This is a genomic window from Enterobacter sp. MEB024, assembly GCF_030209635.1.
In the GTDB taxonomy this organism is placed as follows: domain Bacteria; phylum Pseudomonadota; class Gammaproteobacteria; order Enterobacterales; family Enterobacteriaceae; genus Enterobacter; species Enterobacter ludwigii.
Genome location: NZ_JARVRQ010000015.1, coordinates 235,411 through 254,431 on the forward strand (window position 1 = coordinate 235,411; position 19,021 = coordinate 254,431).

The window sequence follows — 19,021 nt, forward strand, 5'->3', positions numbered from 1 at the left end:
CTGCCTGAGATAACCATCAATGATGGTCGTCGCCACGCAGGTAAATGACCCAGTATGTCAACCCAACTAACAGACCCCCACCGATAATGTTCCCGATAGTGACAGGGATCAGGTTATCAGTAATGAAATTCATAATAGTCAGGTGAGAGAAACTTTCCGGGGTTGAACCAACAGCAGTCCAGAACTCCGGGCTTGCAAAGTTGCGGATTACAATTCCCATTGGGATCATAAACATGTTCGCAATACTGTGCTCGAAGCCGCTGGCAACAAACATCGCAACCGGCAGAACCATAATCATGGCTTTATCCATCAGGCTACGACCCGAGTAGCTCATCCAGACAGCCAGGCAGACCATCAGGTTAGCGAGGATGCCGAGAGCAACGGCTTCGATAAATGTGTGGTGCATTTTGTGGTCTGCGGTCTGCAGGACGTTGAGTCCCCAGCCACCGTTGGCGGTCATATACTCGCCAGAGAGCCACATCAACAGAACAAAGAGCAGACAGCCAATCAGGTTGCCAACATAGACATTAAGCCAGTTGCGCGCCAGTTGACCCCAGGTAATTCTTCCGCTGGCTTTTGCCACGACAATCAACACTGTAGAAGTGAAGAGGTCGGCGCCGCAGATGACGCAAAGAATCAGTCCCAGTGAGAAGCAAATACCGCCAATCAGTTTCGCCATGCCGAAAGGCATCGCGGCAGTACCGGTGGTGGCAGTGATGTAGAAGACAAACGCGATAGAGATGAACACACCAGCCGTGATCGCCAGATAGAACGTCTTCATCGGGTGTTTCGTTGCTTTATAGACACCCGCTTCTTCGGCAACTTTGGCCATAGCAGCTGGGAGTAAAAGATCAAAAGGGTTGTCAGCTTTCACACTAACTCTCTCTTTATTAAGTCGGCGACGAGATACTAACAAAGCATTATAGAAGAGAAATTGATATAGATCATATCTCGCCTGGCTTATAGGCCCGCAATGTGTATGGATTTACAGCAAAAGCGGAGTAAGTATTTGATTATCCGTATAAAAATAAATTTTAAAAGTTATGAAAAGAGTTGAATTATTTCTTTCGGCCACCTCTGCAACAGTTAATTAATATGGAGTAATTACCATAAAAAGTAACAGTAAAGCCCAGGTAAATATTATTATATTTACCCATATTTAACTTTATTATTACAATCAACAGTCATTGCCGAAAAAAATAAAAAACGGGGCAATGAAATTGCCCCGTAATATAGCCCAGACGATTGAATACGCCTACAGCTGATAATGTTATATGCGCTTATTTTGACCAGTAAGCGGATTTCGCCTTCTGCAATTTTTCATACGCTTTCAGCAGAGACTGATGTGCCGGGAAGGCTTTCAGATCGCTATCCACAGCCTGAAGACCGTAGAACGGCGCTTCACCGCTCAGTGCTGCGCTGGCGGCTTCAACGGCGTCAGCACCGTACATGCGAACAAACGCATTCAGGTATTGCAGCGGCTGACGATCGTCTTCCTGCGCGAGAAGCAGCAGGGTTTGCAGGCAGCGATAGTAGTTAGTGCGCTCGGCAGAGAAGACAGACTGGTTAAACTCCATAGTCCACTCGGTCCAGGCCAGAGCCTGATCCAGATCGCCGCCAGCCAGTGCCAGCATTGCTTTCAGCTCACCAATACGCAGGGTATACCAGCCGTTATCTTTACCGGTCGCCAGACCCAGCAGCTCGCGTACGCGGGTGAAGTCATCATGGCCTTCTTCGTCCAGTTGCGCGATCAGGTTCAGGTAATCTTCTTTTTCCCATTCGCTGCCCGGCAAGGCCAGCAGGGTTTCACGCAGGTGCGCGCCCATGCTGTTGTTCGCCAGCCACAGATCTTCTGCCGGATAGATGTCGGACATGCCCGGCACCAGAATGCGGCAGGCGTACACGCCAAGGTGTTCGTAGTCAGCGATGTAGACTTCTTTATCTTCCGCCTTAAAGATAGCCATCAGCGTGGCGAACTCTTCTTCGGTGGTACCTGCAAAGCTCCAGTCGACGAACGGATAGTCCGCGTCCTGCTTAAACAGATCCCAGGAGATCAAACCGCTGGAGTCGATGAAGTGGGTTTCAAGGTTGGTGTGCTCGGCCACTTCTTCGTCGTCAAAGGTCGGTGGCGTAAACACGTCCAGATCTTTCAGGCCACGGCCCTGCAGTAACTCGGTGACGGTACGCTCCAGCGCCACGCCAAAGTCAGGGTGCGCGCCGAAAGAGGCGAAGCAGGTTCCGTTTTCAGGGTTAAACAGCACCACACAGATAACCGGGTATTTACCGCCCAGCGAGCCGTCATAGGCAAAGATTGGGAAACCTTCCGCTTCCAGCCTGGCAATGGATTCCACCACGCCCGGGTAGCGCGCCAGCACGTCAGCCGGAATTTCAGGCAGGCTGATGGATTCGGCAATGATGCGGTTTTTAATGTGGCGTTCGAAGACTTCAGACAGCCCCTGTACGCGCGCTTCATTACGGGTATTACCGGCAGACATACCGTTGGACACATACAGGTTGCCAACGATGTTCATCGGGATATAGACGGTCTGCTCATCAGACTGACGCGTGAACGGCAGGGCGCAGATACCACGATCCTCATTGCCGGACTGCAGATCGATCAGCATGCTGGCGGTCAGTTCGTTTTCCGGATCGTAGAACGCACGCAGACGCGCGTCGAGAATGCCTTCCGGCAGCGCGTCGTCTTCAGGCAGCGGGAACCATTTTTCGTTCGGATAGTGCACAAACGGGCCGTTGGCGATGGTTTCACCCAGCCAGAAATCGGCGAAGAAATAGTTGGTCGACAGACGTTCAAAATACTCACCCAGCGCAGAGGCTAGTGCCGCTTTTTTTGTCGCACCTTTACCATTGGTAAAGCACAGGGCACACTCTTTATCGCGAATATGCACGGACCAGACATGAGGCACCGGGTTGAGCCAGGAGGCTTCTTCGATATTAAAGCCCAGGTCGGTCAGTTTCTGCTGGAAGCGAGCGATGGAATCTTCCAGAGCGGCGTCTTTGCCGGGGATAAACGTTTGAGTCATGGCGTTCACTTTTATCGTACGTAAAGCGCGCAATGATACGGGTTTTGCGTGACAGGTGCTATCTTCGGCGAAAATAAAAGACTCGACTATGCTTACAGACAGTAACTTACTGTTAAGGCATAGAAAAATGAAAGCATTTGATCTCCAGCGGATGGCGTTTGATAAAGTTCCTCCCGAATTTTTGGGCGAAGTGGCCCTGCGCAGCCTGTATACCTTTGTATTGGTCTTCCTGTTTCTCAAAATCACCGGGCGGCGTGGTGTCCGGCAGATGTCCCTCTTTGAGGTGCTGATTATTCTGACGCTGGGTTCAGCGGCGGGGGATGTCGCCTTTTACGACGATGTGCCGATGGTGCCGGTCTTTATCGTTTTTGTCTCACTGGCGCTACTTTACCGGCTTGTCATGTGGCTGATGTCGAAAAGTGAAAAGCTGGAAGATCTTCTCGAAGGGAAGCCGGTGGTTATCGTCGAGAACGGGCGGCTGGCCTGGGAAAATGTACAGAGTGCCAACATGACCGAGTTCGAGTTTTTTATGGAACTGCGTCTGAACAGCGTTGAACAACTCGGGCAGGTGCGGCTGGCAATCATGGAAACGAACGGGCAAATCAGCGTCTATTACTATGCTGACGACGAGGTGAAGCCGGGGCTCTGTATTCTGCCGGATATGCTTATTGAGCGTTTCACGACCGTGCCTGAGTCAGGCGAATATGCCTGTATAAGATGTAGCCATGTTGTGGCGATGCAACCGGGCGATCATCAATTATGTCCCCGCTGTACAAATCCGGAATGGACGAAGGTTAGCCGGGCCAAACGCCTTACCTGACAGCCATATTGTCGGTTTTGCCGCAGTGAGATGGCAGATTGTATTGTGTGACGCGGGACACATTTCACCGGTCATAAGTTTTAGACATTGCGGCGCGTGTCACTGAATGATAAAACCGATATCCACAGTTATAACTTATTGCTTTTAGCGTGGTGAGGGGAAATGGCTCAAGTCTTTAATTTCAGTTCAGGTCCGGCGATGTTGCCGGCAGACGTGCTTAAACAGGCTCAACAGGAACTTTGTGACTGGAACGGTCTGGGTACGTCGGTGATGGAAATCAGCCACCGTGGTAAAGAGTTTATTCAGGTGGCGGAAGAGGCAGAAAAGGATTTTCGCGATCTGCTGAACATTCCCTCAAACTACAAAGTTTTGTTCTGCCACGGCGGTGGCCGCGGTCAGTTTGCTGGCGTCCCGCTGAATATCCTCGGCGACAAAACCACGGCAGACTACGTTGATGCGGGTTACTGGGCGGCAAGTGCGGTTAAAGAAGCCAAAAAGTACTGCTCGCCAAATGTTATCGACGCCAAAATTACCGTTGATGGCCTGCGTGCCGTGAAGCCGATGAGCGAATGGCAGCTCTCTGATAACGCTGCGTACCTGCACTATTGCCCAAATGAAACCATCGACGGGATTGCCATCGACGAGACCCCGAACTTCGGTAAAGACGTGGTGGTTGCAGCCGATTTCTCCTCTACCATTTTGTCCGCGCCAATTGACGTCAGCCGCTACGGTGTTATCTATGCGGGTGCGCAGAAAAATATCGGCCCGGCGGGTTTGACTATTGTCATCGTGCGCGAAGATTTGCTGGGTAAAGCCCATCAGTCTTGCCCGTCTATTCTGGATTATACGGTCCTCAACGATAACGACTCCATGTTCAACACCCCCCCTACGTTTGCCTGGTACCTCTCTGGCCTGGTCTTTAAATGGCTCAAGCAAAACGGCGGCGTGGCGCAGATGGACAAAATCAATCAGCAGAAAGCCGACCTGCTGTATGGCGTGATCGATAAGAGCGATTTCTACCGTAACGATGTCGCGAAAGCTAACCGTTCTCGTATGAATGTGCCGTTCCAGCTGGCGGACAGCAACCTGGATAAAGTCTTCCTTGAAGCGTCCTTCGCTGCAGGCCTGCATGCGCTGAAAGGCCACCGTGTTGTAGGCGGTATGCGAGCCTCTATCTATAACGCGATGCCGCTGGAAGGGGTTAAAACCCTGACCGATTTCATGATCGACTTCGAACGTCGCCACGGTTAATTACGCTGTTTTTCACCCCCGTAGCCCTGCTGCGGGGTTTTTATTATGTTGAGTTGAGAGTTAAGTTTCATGGAATCCCTGACGTTACAACCTATCGCGCGGGTAGATGGCACCATTAATCTGCCTGGTTCAAAAAGTGTCTCGAACCGCGCTCTGCTGCTGGCAGCTCTGGCAAACGGCACCACCGTCCTCACAAACCTGCTGGACAGCGATGACGTGCGCCATATGCTCAATGCGCTGAAAGCGTTGGGAGTTCATTACACGCTGTCTGACGACCGCACCCGCTGTGAAGTGACCGGCAACGGCGGCGCGTTACGCTCGGCTGAAGAGCGTGAACTGTTTCTGGGTAATGCGGGGACGGCGATGCGCCCGCTGGCGGCGGCCCTGTGCCTGGGCAGCAACAATATTGTGCTGACCGGTGAGCCACGCATGAAAGAGCGTCCCATAGGCCATCTGGTAGATGCCCTTCGTCAGGGCGGCGCGCAGATTGAGTATCTGGAGCAGGAAAATTACCCGCCTCTGCGTCTGCGCGGTGGTTTCAATGGCGGTAACGTCGACGTGGATGGCAGCGTCTCCAGCCAGTTCCTGACGGCTCTGCTGATGACTGCGCCGCTGGCACCACAGGATACGGTCATCACCATCAAAGGCGACCTGGTCTCTAAACCGTACATTGATATTACGCTGCACCTGATGAAAACCTTCGGGGTTGAGGTGGAGAACCGCGCTTATCAGCAATTCGTGGTTCGCGGTGCGCAGCAGTACCAGTCTCCGGGTCATTACCTTGTGGAAGGTGATGCTTCGTCTGCCTCCTATTTCCTGGCGGCAGGGGCGATTAAGGGCGGTACGGTGAAAGTGACCGGCATTGGCCGTAACAGCGTTCAGGGCGATATCCGTTTTGCTGACGTGCTGGAAAAAATGGGCGCCACGATTACCTGGGGCGATGATTTCATCTCCTGCACCCATGGCGAGCTGAACGCTATCGATATGGACATGAACCATATCCCGGATGCGGCGATGACCATTGCCACGGCGGCGCTCTTCGCAAAAGGCACCACGACGCTGCGTAACATTTACAACTGGCGCGTAAAAGAGACCGACCGTCTGTTCGCGATGGCGACCGAACTGCGTAAAGTGGGCGCCGAAGTGGAGGAGGGCGAAGACTACATCCGCGTCACGCCTCCGGCAAAACTGCAATTTGCGGAAATCGGCACCTATAACGATCACCGCATGGCAATGTGCTTCTCGCTGGTGGCGCTCTCCGATACGCCTGTGACCATTCTCGACCCGAAATGTACGGCGAAAACCTTCCCGGACTACTTCGAGCAATTGGCGCGTATCAGTACCCCTGCCTGATTTGCCTTCGCGCCAGCCTCTGTGCTGGCGCGCTCACACCGTTCCCACTCATTGACGTGATGATCTACACTTCTGAAGATGTGCGCCTGCCGCCTGCAAGCAACGCGAACGATGTAGAAGTATCATTGCGCAATAATTCTTCATCTAAATACCTGTAATTCGCGTTTTTGCACACAACGTTAACGATTGTGGGCATTGGCGCGTATAATGCGCGGCGTTTACGTTAACGGTATGCCTGTTTAAGGAGATAAAGATGACGGCAATTGCCCCGGTCATAACCATTGATGGCCCAAGCGGTGCAGGAAAGGGCACCTTGTGCAAGGCAATGGCGGAAGCATTGCAATGGCATCTGCTGGACTCTGGTGCTATTTACCGCGTGTTAGCGCTTGCGGCGCTGCATCACCATGTTGATGTGGCCTCCGAAGACGCGCTGGTTCCGCTGGCTACCCATCTTGATGTTCGCTTTATCTCAACCAACGGAAATCTGGAAGTGATTCTCGAAGGTGAAGATGTCAGCGGTGAAATTCGGACTCAGGACGTGGCGAATGCCGCTTCACAGGTTGCCGCTTTCCCGCGCGTGCGTGAAGCACTGCTGCGCCGTCAACGCGCCTTCCGTGAACTGCCTGGTCTGATCGCTGACGGGCGTGACATGGGAACCGTTGTCTTCCCTGATGCGCCAGTGAAAATTTTCCTCGACGCCTCCTCGGAAGAACGGGCTCAACGCCGCATGCTTCAGTTGCAGGAAAAGGGGTTTAGTGTTAACTTTGATCGCCTTTTGTCCGAGATAAAAGAGCGCGATGACCGCGATCGTAACCGCGCCGTCGCCCCACTTGTTCCTGCAGAAGATGCATTAGTTCTGGATTCAACCAGTTTAACTATTGAGCAAGTGATTGAAAAAGCGCTACAATATGCGCGCCAAAAACTGGCACTCGCGTAATTGCGACCGATTTAGCAGTACCCCCGCTGCAATGGATTGACGGCGGGTATGTGAAACAACCCCATCCGGCACGGAGCCAGGTGGACGTTATATTAACCTGAAGATTAAACATGACTGAATCTTTTGCTCAACTATTTGAAGAATCCTTAAAAACAATCGAAACCCGTCCGGGTTCCATCGTTCGTGGTGTTGTTGTTGCTATCGACAAAGACGTAGTACTGGTTGACGCCGGTCTGAAATCTGAGTCCGCCATTCCGGCAGAGCAGTTCAAAAACGCCCAGGGCGAGCTGGAAATCCAGGTTGGTGACGAAGTTGACGTTGCTCTGGATGCAGTAGAAGACGGCTTCGGCGAAACCCTGCTTTCCCGTGAAAAAGCTAAACGTCACGAAGCTTGGATCACGCTGGAAAAAGCTTACGAAGAAGCTGAAACTGTGGTCGGTGTTATCAACGGCAAAGTTAAAGGTGGCTTCACTGTTGAGCTGAATGGTATTCGTGCGTTCCTGCCAGGTTCTCTGGTAGACGTTCGTCCAGTCCGTGACACCCTGCACCTCGAAGGCAAAGAGCTTGAGTTCAAAGTAATCAAGCTGGACCAGAAGCGTAACAACGTTGTTGTATCCCGTCGTGCCGTTATCGAATCCGAAAACAGCGCAGAACGCGATCAGCTGCTGGAAAACCTGCAGGAAGGCATGGAAGTCAAAGGTATCGTTAAGAACCTCACTGACTACGGCGCATTCGTTGACCTGGGCGGCGTTGATGGCCTGCTGCACATCACCGACATGGCGTGGAAACGCGTTAAGCACCCAAGCGAAATCGTGAACGTGGGCGACGAAATCACTGTTAAAGTGCTGAAGTTCGACCGCGAGCGTACTCGTGTATCCCTCGGCCTGAAACAGCTGGGCGAAGATCCATGGGTAGCTATCGCTAAGCGTTACCCAGAAGGTACTAAACTGACTGGTCGCGTTACCAACCTGACTGACTACGGCTGCTTCGTTGAAATCGAAGAAGGCGTTGAAGGCCTGGTGCACGTTTCCGAAATGGACTGGACCAACAAAAACATCCACCCATCCAAAGTTGTTAACGTTGGTGATGTAGTGGAAGTTATGGTTCTGGATATCGACGAAGAACGTCGTCGTATCTCCCTGGGCCTGAAACAGTGCAAAAACAACCCATGGCAGCAGTTCGCGGAAACCCACAACAAGGGTGACCGTGTTGAAGGTAAAATCAAGTCTATCACTGACTTCGGTATCTTCATCGGCCTGGACGGCGGCATCGATGGCCTGGTTCACCTGTCTGACATCTCCTGGAACGTTGCAGGCGAAGAAGCAGTTCGTGAATACAAAAAAGGCGACGAAATCGCTGCAGTTGTTCTGCAGGTTGACGCAGAGCGTGAACGTATCTCCCTGGGCGTTAAACAGCTCGCAGAAGATCCGTTCAACAACTGGGTTGCACTGAACAAGAAAGGCGCAATCGTAAACGGTAAAGTCACTGCAGTTGACGCTAAAGGCGCAACCGTAGAACTGGCTGACGGCGTTGAAGGTTACCTGCGCGCTTCTGAAGCTTCACGTGACCGCGTTGAAGATGCGACTCTGGTTCTGAACGTTGGTGACGACGTTGAAGCTAAGTTCACCGGTGTTGACCGTAAGAACCGTGCAATCAGCCTGTCTGTTCGTGCTAAAGACGAAGCTGATGAGAAAGATGCAATCGCCACTGTTAACAAACAGGAAGATGCAAACTTCTCTAACAACGCAATGGCTGAAGCTTTCAAAGCAGCTAAAGGCGAGTAATATCAGGTTGTCCGCATCATTTTGAGCTGTAACGCATTTACAGCGAGAAGGATGAGGAGCAAACTTGACAGATTAGAGGATTCGTCCTGTAATCAATAACAAAGGGCGGCTACGGCCGCCCTTGTTTAATGAGCTGTTCAGCTAATTGGTTTGAAAGGAACCGGAGGAATCATGACCAAGTCAGAATTGATTGAAAGACTTGCCAGTCAGCAACCGCATATCCCTGCGAAAGCAGTGGAGGATGCCGTAAAAGAGATGCTGGAGCATATGGCCTCCACTCTTGCCCAGGGCGAGCGCATTGAAATCCGCGGTTTCGGTAGTTTTTCTCTGCACTATCGTGCTCCACGTACCGGGCGTAACCCGAAAACTGGCGATAAAGTCGAACTGGAAGGTAAGTACGTTCCACACTTTAAGCCGGGTAAAGAACTGCGCGATCGCGCCAACATTTACGGCAACTGAGTTTAGCCATCAGCGCTAAACTGGGTTCGAAAGAAAGCACCTGCGGGTGCTTTTTTTGTGCCTGTCGCTTTTATTCTGAAGATGCCGCGCAATTTTCCTTTTGTTTTCTGCAAACGGATAAAAAAGTTTCAGCGCCCGCTGTAAACCGCGTTTCTTCTGGCTGACGACTCACCCTGCCTGCTTCCATACTGTCACCCTCAAACAGGGAGGTAGTAATGGGCATTCCCGCGATAAGTCTTTGCGCCATTCTGGCGATCATGCCGTTACTCTGGTTACCTGTCCTGCCTGAACGTCATACCGTGTGGGTAATGATAGCCGGTGGGATAGCGCTGGCCGCCCAGCGACACAACGTCCTGAAGTATATGGGGATCATGGTGTTATTTTGTGCCTGGGGTCTTCTTGCTGCGCAGGAAAGCGTCTGGCCGATGCAACATTTAACGACGGGAGCAGTGCAGGCAGAGATAGAAATCACGGCCACCGATGGTGCAACAATGCATAAGGGCAACATTCTGCGTGTCGATGGTCAACGCTGGTGGGCATCCACGGGCGTGACGCTGTATGGCAATTACCTGCCGCAAAAGGTGTGTGCCGGTCAGCGCTGGGCCATGACGCTCAGGCTCCGGCCTGTGCATGGCGAGCTAAACGACGGGGGATATGATCCCCAGCGAAGCGCCTTTGCCCGACACCAGACGCTCAGCGGACGTTTCACGCAGGCGAAAATCGTCGATGAAAACTGCAGCTTGCGTGCTCAGTACCTGATGTCACTGCAACACCGACTTTCTGCTTTTCACTGGGGCGCGGTTATGCTTGGGCTGGGGATGGGAGAACGTCTGGAGGTGCCCCGGGAAATTAAAGATCTGATGCGCGACACCGGCACGTTGCACCTGATGGCAATTTCGGGTCTGCATATTGCGCTGGCCGCATCCATCGTCTGGTTACTTGTGCGTGGGCTTCAGTTTTTGATGCCGGGCCACTGGATCCACTGGCAGATTCCTCTCCTGGCCGGGTTGCTCTTTGCCGCTTTCTACGCCTGGCTTACCGGGCTGCAACCGCCCGCATTGCGAACGGTTATCGCACTTGCCGTGCTGGCGGCATTGCGCATTGGCGCCCGTCAGTGGTCTCCCTGGCAGGTGTGGTGTTGCTGTATCGCGGCAATCCTGATAAGCGATCCCTTAGCCGTGCTTTCTCAAAGTCTGGCCCTTTCAGCTTTTGCCGCCGCCGCGCTGATTTTCTGGTTTCAGTGGCTGCCTCTTCCTCGCGGGCACCAGGCTCGCTGGTTACAGCCTTTGCTGAATCTGCTCTATCTGCAAACCGGCATGTTGCTTCTGCTTGTGCCATTACAGGTGCTGATTTTTCATGGGTTTAGCCTCTCTTCCCTGGTGGCTAATCTCTTTGCCGTCCCCCTGGTCACTTTTGTCTGCGTACCGCTGATCCTGGCCGGCATGTTGCTTCATCTGTTGCCGCTGACGGCGCTGGAAAGTGCCCTCTGGTTTGCAGCTGATAAATCCCTGGGGGGGTTGTTCTGGATGCTGATGCGCCTGCCGGATGGCTGGCAGAATGTTGATGAACGGTGGCAATACCTGACGTTATTGCCCTGGCTTGCCATTATCGGCTGGCGCTTTCATGCATGGAAATCCGTTCCTGCAGTTTGTCTGGCAGGGAGTGTCTTACTGGCATTTCCACTCTGGCGAACGGTGCGGAGTGAGGGCTGGACACTGCATATGCTGGATGTGGGGCAGGGGCTGGCAATGGTCATTGAACGCCATGGTAAAGCCCTTCTTTATGATACCGGGCTCGCCTGGCCGGGTGGTGATAGCGCCCGGCAGTTAATCATTCCGTGGCTACGCTGGCACCATTTGCAACCAGAAGGCGTCATTCTCAGTCATGAGCATCTCGACCATGCGGGCGGCCTGGCGACGCTGCAAAAAACATGGCCCACGTTATGGATAAGAAGCCCGTTAGATCGGGCGGAGCATCGGCCTTGTTTTCGCGGGCAGAGATGGATATGGGAGGGGTTAACCTTCACCGTCCACTGGCCACCTGAGGGCTATTCCGAAAGGGGGAACAATCGCTCCTGTGTGGTAAAAATCGACGATGGTGAGCAGAGTGCGTTGCTTACGGGGGATATTGAAGCGCAAGCGGAACAGACTATGCTTAGCCATTACTGGCGTCATCTGACGTCCACTGTGATACAGGTACCCCATCATGGCAGCAATACGTCTTCATCATTGCCACTGGTGCAACGGGTAGAGGGGAGGATCGCGCTCGATTCTGCGGCCCGCTATAACGCATGGCATTTTCCGTCGGCAAAAGTTATCAGACGTTATCGAAAAGAGGGCTATATCTGGCACGATACCCCCCATTCTGGACAAATATCGGTGACATTCTCGCAACATCGATGGCAAATACAGCGCGTACGTGATGAATATTTACCGCGTTGGTATCATCAGTGGTTTGGCGCGCCCGGAGATAACGGGTAGAATATGCGGCTATTTCAACAGATGCTGGTTTTTTGAATGCATAACGACAAAGATCTCTCCACGTGGCAAACCTTCCGCCGACTCTGGCCGATGATTGCACCTTTTAAAGCAGGCTTGATCGTGGCGGGTGTAGCGTTAGTCCTCAACGCAGCCAGCGATACGTTTATGTTATCGCTTCTCAAACCGTTACTGGATGACGGTTTTGGTAAAACAGATCGCTCAGTGCTGATATGGATGCCACTGGTGGTTATTGGACTGATGATCTTACGCGGTATCACCAGCTACATTTCGAGCTACTGTATCTCCTGGGTTTCCGGGAAAGTCGTTATGACCATGCGCCGTCGGCTGTTTGGCCACATGATGGGCATGCCAGTAGCGTTCTTTGATAAGCAGTCTACCGGTACCTTGCTGTCACGTATTACCTACGACTCCGAGCAGGTGGCATCATCGTCGTCCAACGCGCTGATTACCGTGGTGCGTGAAGGTGCATCGATTATCGGTCTGTTCATCATGATGTTTTATTACAGCTGGCAGCTGTCACTGATCCTTATCGTGCTGGCACCGGTTGTCTCTATTGCTATTCGCGTCGTTTCAAAGCGTTTTCGCAACATCAGTAAGAATATGCAGAACACGATGGGCCAAGTTACGACCAGCGCTGAGCAGATGCTGAAAGGGCATAAAGAGGTGTTGATTTTCGGCGGGCAGGAAGTCGAAACCAAACGCTTTGATAAAGTCAGCAACAAAATGCGTCTGCAGGGGATGAAAATGGTTTCGGCCTCTTCAATTTCTGACCCTATCATCCAGCTGATCGCTTCTCTGGCGCTGGCCTTTGTTCTGTATGCGGCCAGCTTCCCGAGCGTGATGGAGACGCTGACGGCAGGTACCATCACCGTGGTCTTCTCATCGATGATTGCCCTGATGCGTCCGCTGAAATCACTGACGAACGTCAACGCTCAGTTCCAGCGCGGGATGGCTGCCTGCCAGACCCTGTTCAGCATTCTGGATACCGAACAGGAGAAAGATGAAGGTAAACGCGAGATTGAACGCGCCCACGGCGATGTTGAATTCCGCAATGTGACTTTCACCTATCCTGGCCGCGAAACGCCGGCTTTGCGTAATATCAACCTGTCCATTCCCGCGGGTAAAACCGTTGCGCTGGTAGGCCGCTCCGGCTCAGGTAAATCCACCATCGCCAGCCTGATCACCCGTTTCTATGATATCGACGAGGGTGAAATCCTGCTGGATGGCCATGACCTGCGGGAGTATACCCTGCAGTCGCTGCGTAACCAGGTGGCGCTGGTCTCCCAGAATGTGCATCTCTTCAACGATACGGTGGCAAATAATATTGCCTATGCGCGTACAGAAGAGTACAGCCGTGCAGAGATTGAAAAGGCCGCTCGTATGGCCTATGCGATGGACTTTATCAACAAGATGGATAACGGTCTGGATACCATTATCGGTGAGAACGGTGTACTGCTCTCCGGTGGCCAGCGCCAGCGTATCGCCATTGCTCGTGCGCTGTTGCGTGATAGCCCGATTCTGATTCTGGATGAAGCAACCTCTGCGCTGGATACGGAATCTGAACGTGCCATTCAGTCGGCGCTGGATGAGCTGCAAAAGAACCGTACGTCGTTGGTAATTGCGCACCGTCTGTCGACTATCGAGCAGGCTGACGAAATCGTTGTTGTTGAAGATGGCGTGATTGTCGAACGCGGAAGCCACTCTGATTTGCTGGCGCACCGCGGCGTTTACGCCCAACTGCATAAGATGCAATTCGGCGAATGATTGCACGCATCTGGTCCGGTGAATCACCGCTGTGGCTGCTGCTTCTGCCGCTTTCCTGGCTTTATGGCCTGGTGAGCGGCCTCATTCGTCTGCTTTACCGCCTGGGGTTAAAGCGAGCATGGCGCGCGCCGGTGCCGGTTGTCGTGGTGGGTAACCTGACGGCTGGCGGCAACGGTAAAACACCGGTGGTGATCTGGCTGGTGGAGCAACTGCAAAAACGCGGTATACGCCCAGGCGTGGTATCGCGTGGGTATGGCGGAAAAGCGGCGCAGTATCCCCTGTTGTTGACCGCGGAAACTACGACCGCTGAAGCGGGTGATGAGCCAGTATTGATTTACCAGCGTACAGGCGCACCTGTTGCGGTTTCCCCGGTACGCAGTGATGCCATTCAGGCACTTCTTGCCGAATACACGGTAGACATTATTATTACTGACGATGGTCTGCAGCATTACGCGCTGGCGCGTGATAAAGAGATTGTGGTCATTGACGGGGTTCGCCGGTTCGGTAACGGCTGGTGGCTACCCGCAGGACCAATGCGCGAACGCGCTTCGCGTCTCAGGTCCGTTGATGCGGTGATTGTTAACGGTGGAGAGGCTAAACCGGGTGAGATCCCTATGCATCTCAGGCCGGGAATGGCGGTGAATCTATTGACCGGAGAGCGCCGTGCTGTCTCGTTGTTACCCGCGCTGGTAGCCATGGCGGGTATCGGTCATCCTCCGCGTTTCTTCGCGACGCTGGAACAGTGTGGTGCCCGGCTTGAAAAACGCGTTCCGCTGGCCGATCATCAGGCGCTGGTGCCAGATCAGGTCGCGGCCCTGACAGCTCCGGGGCAGACGCTAATCATGACTGAAAAAGATGCGGTGAAATGCCGCGCCTTTGCGAAGGATAACTGGTGGTATCTGCCGGTTGACGCTGAACTCAGCGGTGAGCAACCGGAACAATTGCTCAAGGAACTGATTGCGTTAGTGCAGTAATGGCTTACGCGGTTCTGGTGGCGCTTTGACTGACAGGAAAACGCATGTCTTTACCGCAACTCTCGCTTTCAGCCGCACGTCATTTGCACCTTGCCGCACAGGGGCTGCTCAAAAAGCCCCGCCGCCGCGCGCAGCCCGCCGATATTCTCTCTACCGTTCAGCGCATGTCGCTCCTTCAAATTGACACCATTAATATCGTGGCCCGTAGCCCTTACCTTGTGCTGTTTAGTCGACTGGGGAATTATCCGCCTCAGTGGCTGGATGACGCCCTCAGTAAGGGGGACTTAATGGAGTACTGGGCGCACGAGGCCTGTTTCCTGCCGCGCAGCGATTTTGCCCTGGTTCGCCATCGCATGCTGGCCCCCGAAAAGATGGGCTGGAAATACCGCCAGGAATGGATGCAGGAGCACGCGACTGAAATAGCACAGCTTATCGAGCATATTCAGCAAAACGGCCCTGTACGTTCCGCCGATTTTGAACATCCGAGAAAAGGGACTAGCGGCTGGTGGGAGTGGAAGCCGCACAAACGCCACCTTGAAGGACTGTTTACGTCCGGCAAAGTCATGGTGATTGAACGGCGTAATTTTCAGCGCGTGTATGACCTGACGCACCGCGTGATGCCCCACTGGGACGATGAGCGTGACTTACTTACCCAGGAGGCAGCGGAAGCCATCATGCTGGAGAACAGCGCCCGCAGTCTGGGCATTTTCCGGCCGCAGTGGCTGGCGGATTACTATCGCCTTCGCCAGCCGGCCCTGAAACCGCTGCTGGAAATGTGGCAGCGTGAACATCGTGTTATCCCCGTCACGGTAGAAACCCTCGGGGACATGTGGCTGCATTCGGATCTCCTCCCGCTTTTACCCCAGGCTCTGGACAGTAAGCTTCAGGCAACCCACAGCGCGGTGTTATCGCCTTTCGATCCGGTCGTGTGGGACAGAAAACGGGCCGAACAGCTGTTTAATTTCAGCTATCGGCTTGAGTGTTACACCCCCGCGCCAAAGCGTCAGTACGGCTACTTTGTGTTGCCTCTGCTGCACAAAGGGCAACTGGTCGGTCGAATGGACGCCAAAATGCACCGCAAAACCGGCACGCTGGAGATTATCGCGCTCTATCTTGAAGAGGGGATCAAGACCACCGCGGCGCTGGAAAAAGGATTAACCTCCGCCATTAGCGAATTCGCATGCTGGCAGGGGGCCCACGACGTGGCGCTGGGTAGGGTGCCTGACGGGTTGTTTAGCACCTGTCGACGTGGCTGGGAAACAGACACTCCCTGAAAAAGGAATGTGTTAAGCTTTAGCGATTACCCATACGGAGGAACTATGGATCACCGTTTACTTGAAATTATTGCCTGCCCGGTGTGCAACGGCAAACTTTACTACAGCCAGGACAAACAAGAGCTGATTTGCAAGCTGGACAGTCTGGCATTCCCGCTGCGCGACGGTATTCCGGTATTGCTGGAAAACGAAGCCCGCTCCCTGGTGGCAGAAGAGAGCAAACCATGAGTTTTGTTGTCATTATTCCTGCGCGTTATGCATCAACCCGTCTGCCGGGTAAACCGCTGGTGGATATCAACGGCAAACCGATGATTGTGCATGTCCTTGAACGTGCGCGTGAGTCCGGTGCTGAGCGCGTTATCGTGGCAACCGATCATCCGGACGTTGCCCGTGCGGTTGAGGCGGCTGGCGGAGAAGTGTGCATGACCCGCGCCGATCACCAGTCCGGCACAGAGCGGCTGGCAGAAGTGGTTGAGAAATGCGGTTTCAGTGATGATACGGTCATCGTTAACGTACAGGGCGACGAGCCGATGATCCCGGCGGTCATTATTCGCCAGGTGGCGGAAAACCTGGCGCAGCGCCAGGTCGGTATGGCTACGCTCGCGGTACCTGTGCTCCACGCTGAAGAGGCGTTTAATCCGAACGCGGTGAAAGTGGTGATGGATGCCGAGGGCTATGCGCTCTACTTCTCTCGCGCCACTATTCCCTGGGATCGTGATCGTTTTGCGGTTTCAAAAGAGACCATTGGTGATTCATTCCTGCGTCATCTGGGGATCTACGGCTACCGCGCTGGCTTTATTCGTCGTTATGTCACCTGGACACCCAGCCCGCTGGAGCATATCGAAATGCTGGAGCAGCTCCGCGTGCTCTGGTACGGGGAAAAAATCCACGTTGCCGTTGCGCAGGAAGTGCCAGGTACGGGTGTTGACACCCCGGAAGATCTTGAGCGCGTCCGCGCCGAATTGCGTTAATAGCGCCCGCATCCCTCCTTACGGGGGGATGTTCTCTCCCGGTTATTTTCCCTTTCTTTTCCATAATTGATCTCTGTCGGGTGACATCTTCTGTCCGCGCGCTCATTATAAAAGCAGTAGTCTTAATGGGGGTAATCTCATATGGAACAGCTGCGTGCTGAACTGAGCCATCTGCTGGGTGAGAAGTTAAGCAGGGTTGAGTGTGTGAACGAAAAAGCAGATACCGCACTCTGGTCGTTATATGACAGCCAGGGAAACCCAATGCCGCTGATGGCCCGAAGTTTTACCTCGCCGGGCGTTGCCAGGCAGCTGGCCTGGAAAATGTCGATGCTTGCGCGACAAGGGACCGTCCGCATGCCGACGGTGTATGGCGTGATGACGCATGAAGAACACCCCGGCCCCGATGTCCTGCTGATTGAGCGGTTACGTGGCGTGCCTGTGGAAGCGCCTGCTCGTTCACCGGAACGCTGGGAGCAGCTGAAAGATCAGATTGTCGAGGCGCTGCTAGGCTGGCACAGACAAGACAGCGGTGGGCTCGTCGGCCCGGTAGACAGCACCCAGGAAAACCTGTGGCCACTGTGGTACCGCCAGCGGGTCGAAGTGTTGTGGGGCACCCTTAATCAGTTTAATAACACCGGTTTGACCATGCAGGACAAACGTATTTTGTTCCGCACCCGGGAGTGTTTGCCCGCGCTGTTTGACGGCTTTAACGACAACTGCGTGCTGGTTCACGGCAATTTTACCCTGCGCAGCATGCTGAAAGACCCTCGCAGCGACCAGCTTCTGGCAATGGTAGGGCCGGGGATCATGCTCTGGGCACCGCGCGAGTACGAGTTGTTCAGGCTCAGTGACAGCGGGGCCGCAGAGGGGTTACTCTGGCATTATCTCCAGCGCGCGCCGGTTGCAGAAGCGTTTCTCTGGCGCCGCTGGCTCTATCTGCTCTGGGATGAAGTGGCGCAACTGGTCAATACTGGCCGTTTTAATCGCGCCAACTTCGATCTCGCCACGAAATCACTCCTGCCCTGGCTCGCCTGACGCGCCTTTTAGCCATTGCCAGAGGCGTCCAAGCGTTTCGTAACCGACACGATCGCTGTGCATCAGCCACACCGGGGACGGGATCGCCCGTTCCCACGGGTTAAGCGGCGCGTCGATGGCCATCTGGTTAGCCGGCGCGGGGAGGGGATGCAGGCCAACTCTTTCGAAGAAAATCATCGCCCGCGGCAGGTGCGAGGCGGACGTAACCAGCAGGAACGGAGCATCGCCAATCGCCTGCTTCACGGCGGCAGCTTCTTCTTCAGTGTCTTTTGGGCTGTCCAGCGTGATGATAGCGGAACGCGGTACACCCAGCGATTCAGCCACTCTGGCTCCGGCTTCGGCCGTGCTGACCGGGTTTGTTTTTGCCGCCGCACCGGTAAAGATCATTTTCGATCCCGGATTCGCCAGCCACAGGCGAATGCCTTCGTTCAGTCGAGGCAGGCTGTTGTTAATCAGGTTTGAACTGGGCGCCCAGTTCGGATCCCAGGTGTAACCCCCACCCAGCACCACGATATACTTCACCTCCTGATGACCCAGCCATGTCGGGTACCTGTTTTCGACAGGGCGTAACAGGCTATCCGCGACCGGTTGCAGACTCAGCAGCAGGAGGACCAGCCAGCCGACGGTAATAAGCGTTTTGCCACTTTTCTGAAAGCGACTAAACCACACCAGCGCCAGCCCCAGCGCAATGATGATAAGCAGCAGTGGAAGGGGAAGCATCATCCCCCCAATGTATTTCTTCAGGGTAAAAAGCATCCTTTTTGGTTCCTTTTTTAACCATATAGCAGGTGATTACTCGTGATATTACACCAGAGAGGTTCATTCTCCGCGCGGGTGTGACAAAATAGCGGTTTTGC

Annotated in this window: 16 protein-coding genes; 13 read left to right on the forward strand and 3 right to left on the reverse strand. The window is 53.8% G+C overall.

Annotated elements, in window-relative coordinates; genetic code table 11:
• Positions 1 to 16: 16 nt before the first annotated feature.
• Together focA and ycaO are read right to left on the reverse strand one after the other, a co-directional pair.
• Positions 17 to 874 (reverse strand): formate transporter FocA, encoded by an 858-nt coding sequence (focA, locus tag QRN24_RS20920; protein ID WP_025204555.1) that lies wholly within the window; start codon positions 872 to 874, stop codon positions 17 to 19.
• Positions 875 to 1,280: 406 nt separating this feature from the next.
• Positions 1,281 to 3,041, reverse strand: a complete 1,761-nt coding sequence (gene ycaO, locus QRN24_RS20925) for a 30S ribosomal protein S12 methylthiotransferase accessory factor YcaO (RefSeq protein ID WP_020884821.1) — start codon at positions 3,039 to 3,041, stop codon at positions 1,281 to 1,283.
• Between the two features lie 127 nt (positions 3,042 to 3,168).
• On the opposite strand from ycaO, the gene QRN24_RS20930 reads away from it, so the two are divergent.
• From QRN24_RS20930 to QRN24_RS20990, 13 genes are all read left to right on the forward strand, one after another.
• Complete coding sequence (locus QRN24_RS20930; RefSeq protein WP_020884820.1) at positions 3,169 to 3,861, forward strand: DUF421 domain-containing protein; 693 nt, start codon at positions 3,169 to 3,171, stop codon at positions 3,859 to 3,861.
• 162 nt (positions 3,862 to 4,023) lie between these two features.
• A complete protein-coding gene (gene serC, locus QRN24_RS20935) occupies positions 4,024 to 5,112 on the forward strand; it encodes a 3-phosphoserine/phosphohydroxythreonine transaminase (RefSeq protein WP_025204554.1) in 1,089 nt (362 codons plus the stop codon).
• Between the two features lie 69 nt (positions 5,113 to 5,181).
• A complete protein-coding gene (gene aroA / locus QRN24_RS20940; protein ID WP_044857540.1) occupies positions 5,182 to 6,465 on the forward strand; it encodes a 3-phosphoshikimate 1-carboxyvinyltransferase in 1,284 nt (427 codons plus the stop codon).
• 253 nt (positions 6,466 to 6,718) lie between these two features.
• Positions 6,719 to 7,402, forward strand: a complete 684-nt coding sequence (gene cmk, locus QRN24_RS20945; RefSeq protein WP_014169386.1) for a (d)CMP kinase — start codon at positions 6,719 to 6,721, stop codon at positions 7,400 to 7,402.
• 110 nt (positions 7,403 to 7,512) lie between these two features.
• Positions 7,513 to 9,186, forward strand: coding sequence for a 30S ribosomal protein S1 (gene rpsA, locus QRN24_RS20950; protein WP_014169387.1), 1,674 nt, complete (start codon positions 7,513 to 7,515; stop codon positions 9,184 to 9,186).
• Positions 9,187 to 9,357: 171 nt separating this feature from the next.
• Positions 9,358 to 9,645 (forward strand): integration host factor subunit beta, encoded by a 288-nt coding sequence (ihfB, locus tag QRN24_RS20955; protein WP_008499965.1) that lies wholly within the window; start codon positions 9,358 to 9,360, stop codon positions 9,643 to 9,645.
• A gap of 215 nt (positions 9,646 to 9,860) precedes the next feature.
• Positions 9,861 to 12,125, forward strand: coding sequence for a ComEC family protein (locus tag QRN24_RS20960; protein WP_284943036.1), 2,265 nt, complete (start codon positions 9,861 to 9,863; stop codon positions 12,123 to 12,125).
• A gap of 36 nt (positions 12,126 to 12,161) precedes the next feature.
• Positions 12,162 to 13,910 (forward strand): lipid A ABC transporter ATP-binding protein/permease MsbA, encoded by a 1,749-nt coding sequence (msbA, locus tag QRN24_RS20965; RefSeq protein ID WP_020884816.1) that lies wholly within the window; start codon positions 12,162 to 12,164, stop codon positions 13,908 to 13,910.
• A complete protein-coding gene (lpxK, locus tag QRN24_RS20970) occupies positions 13,907 to 14,884 on the forward strand; it encodes a tetraacyldisaccharide 4'-kinase (RefSeq protein ID WP_284943037.1) in 978 nt (325 codons plus the stop codon). Before msbA ends, lpxK begins: the two co-directional genes overlap by 4 nt.
• Positions 14,885 to 14,928: 44 nt before the next feature.
• The gene (locus tag QRN24_RS20975) at positions 14,929 to 16,158 is read left to right on the forward strand and encodes a winged helix-turn-helix domain-containing protein (RefSeq protein ID WP_044857922.1); all 1,230 of its coding nucleotides are present in this window, start codon (positions 14,929 to 14,931) and stop codon (positions 16,156 to 16,158) included.
• 45 nt (positions 16,159 to 16,203) lie between these two features.
• The gene (gene ycaR, locus QRN24_RS20980; RefSeq protein ID WP_006174474.1) at positions 16,204 to 16,386 is read left to right on the forward strand and encodes a protein YcaR; all 183 of its coding nucleotides are present in this window, start codon (positions 16,204 to 16,206) and stop codon (positions 16,384 to 16,386) included.
• The gene (gene kdsB / locus QRN24_RS20985; RefSeq protein WP_113656733.1) at positions 16,383 to 17,129 is read left to right on the forward strand and encodes a 3-deoxy-manno-octulosonate cytidylyltransferase; all 747 of its coding nucleotides are present in this window, start codon (positions 16,383 to 16,385) and stop codon (positions 17,127 to 17,129) included. The genes ycaR and kdsB overlap by 4 nt, the downstream gene beginning before the upstream one ends.
• A gap of 141 nt (positions 17,130 to 17,270) precedes the next feature.
• Positions 17,271 to 18,164 carry a YcbJ family phosphotransferase gene (locus QRN24_RS20990; protein ID WP_014169395.1) on the forward strand — a complete coding sequence of 298 codons (894 nt, stop codon included), beginning with the start codon at positions 17,271 to 17,273 and terminating at the stop codon, positions 18,162 to 18,164.
• Here the strand turns inward: QRN24_RS20990 and elyC are convergent.
• Positions 18,141 to 18,920, reverse strand: a complete 780-nt coding sequence (elyC, locus tag QRN24_RS20995; protein ID WP_138013687.1) for an envelope biogenesis factor ElyC — start codon at positions 18,918 to 18,920, stop codon at positions 18,141 to 18,143. The two genes, QRN24_RS20990 and elyC, sit on opposite strands and share 24 nt — an antisense overlap.
• Positions 18,921 to 19,021 lie beyond the last annotated feature (101 nt).

What these genes read in the sequence shown, in the direction of transcription:
- ycaO (WP_020884821.1), bottom strand. Translation starts at nt 3,041, where the DNA reads ATGACTCAAACGTTTATCCCCGGCAAAGACGCCGCTCTGGAAGATTCC.
- QRN24_RS20930 (WP_020884820.1), top strand. Translation starts at nt 3,169, where the DNA reads ATGAAAGCATTTGATCTCCAGCGGATGGCGTTTGATAAAGTTCCTCCC.
- serC (WP_025204554.1), top strand. Translation starts at nt 4,024, where the DNA reads ATGGCTCAAGTCTTTAATTTCAGTTCAGGTCCGGCGATGTTGCCGGCA.
- aroA (WP_044857540.1), top strand. Translation starts at nt 5,182, where the DNA reads ATGGAATCCCTGACGTTACAACCTATCGCGCGGGTAGATGGCACCATT.
- cmk (WP_014169386.1), top strand. Translation starts at nt 6,719, where the DNA reads ATGACGGCAATTGCCCCGGTCATAACCATTGATGGCCCAAGCGGTGCA.
- rpsA (WP_014169387.1), top strand. Translation starts at nt 7,513, where the DNA reads ATGACTGAATCTTTTGCTCAACTATTTGAAGAATCCTTAAAAACAATC.
- ihfB (WP_008499965.1), top strand. Translation starts at nt 9,358, where the DNA reads ATGACCAAGTCAGAATTGATTGAAAGACTTGCCAGTCAGCAACCGCAT.
- QRN24_RS20960 (WP_284943036.1), top strand. Translation starts at nt 9,861, where the DNA reads ATGGGCATTCCCGCGATAAGTCTTTGCGCCATTCTGGCGATCATGCCG.
- msbA (WP_020884816.1), top strand. Translation starts at nt 12,162, where the DNA reads ATGCATAACGACAAAGATCTCTCCACGTGGCAAACCTTCCGCCGACTC.
- lpxK (WP_284943037.1), top strand. Translation starts at nt 13,907, where the DNA reads ATGATTGCACGCATCTGGTCCGGTGAATCACCGCTGTGGCTGCTGCTT.
- QRN24_RS20975 (WP_044857922.1), top strand. Translation starts at nt 14,929, where the DNA reads ATGTCTTTACCGCAACTCTCGCTTTCAGCCGCACGTCATTTGCACCTT.
- ycaR (WP_006174474.1), top strand. Translation starts at nt 16,204, where the DNA reads ATGGATCACCGTTTACTTGAAATTATTGCCTGCCCGGTGTGCAACGGC.
- kdsB (WP_113656733.1), top strand. Translation starts at nt 16,383, where the DNA reads ATGAGTTTTGTTGTCATTATTCCTGCGCGTTATGCATCAACCCGTCTG.
- QRN24_RS20990 (WP_014169395.1), top strand. Translation starts at nt 17,271, where the DNA reads ATGGAACAGCTGCGTGCTGAACTGAGCCATCTGCTGGGTGAGAAGTTA.
- elyC (WP_138013687.1), bottom strand. Translation starts at nt 18,920, where the DNA reads ATGCTTTTTACCCTGAAGAAATACATTGGGGGGATGATGCTTCCCCTT.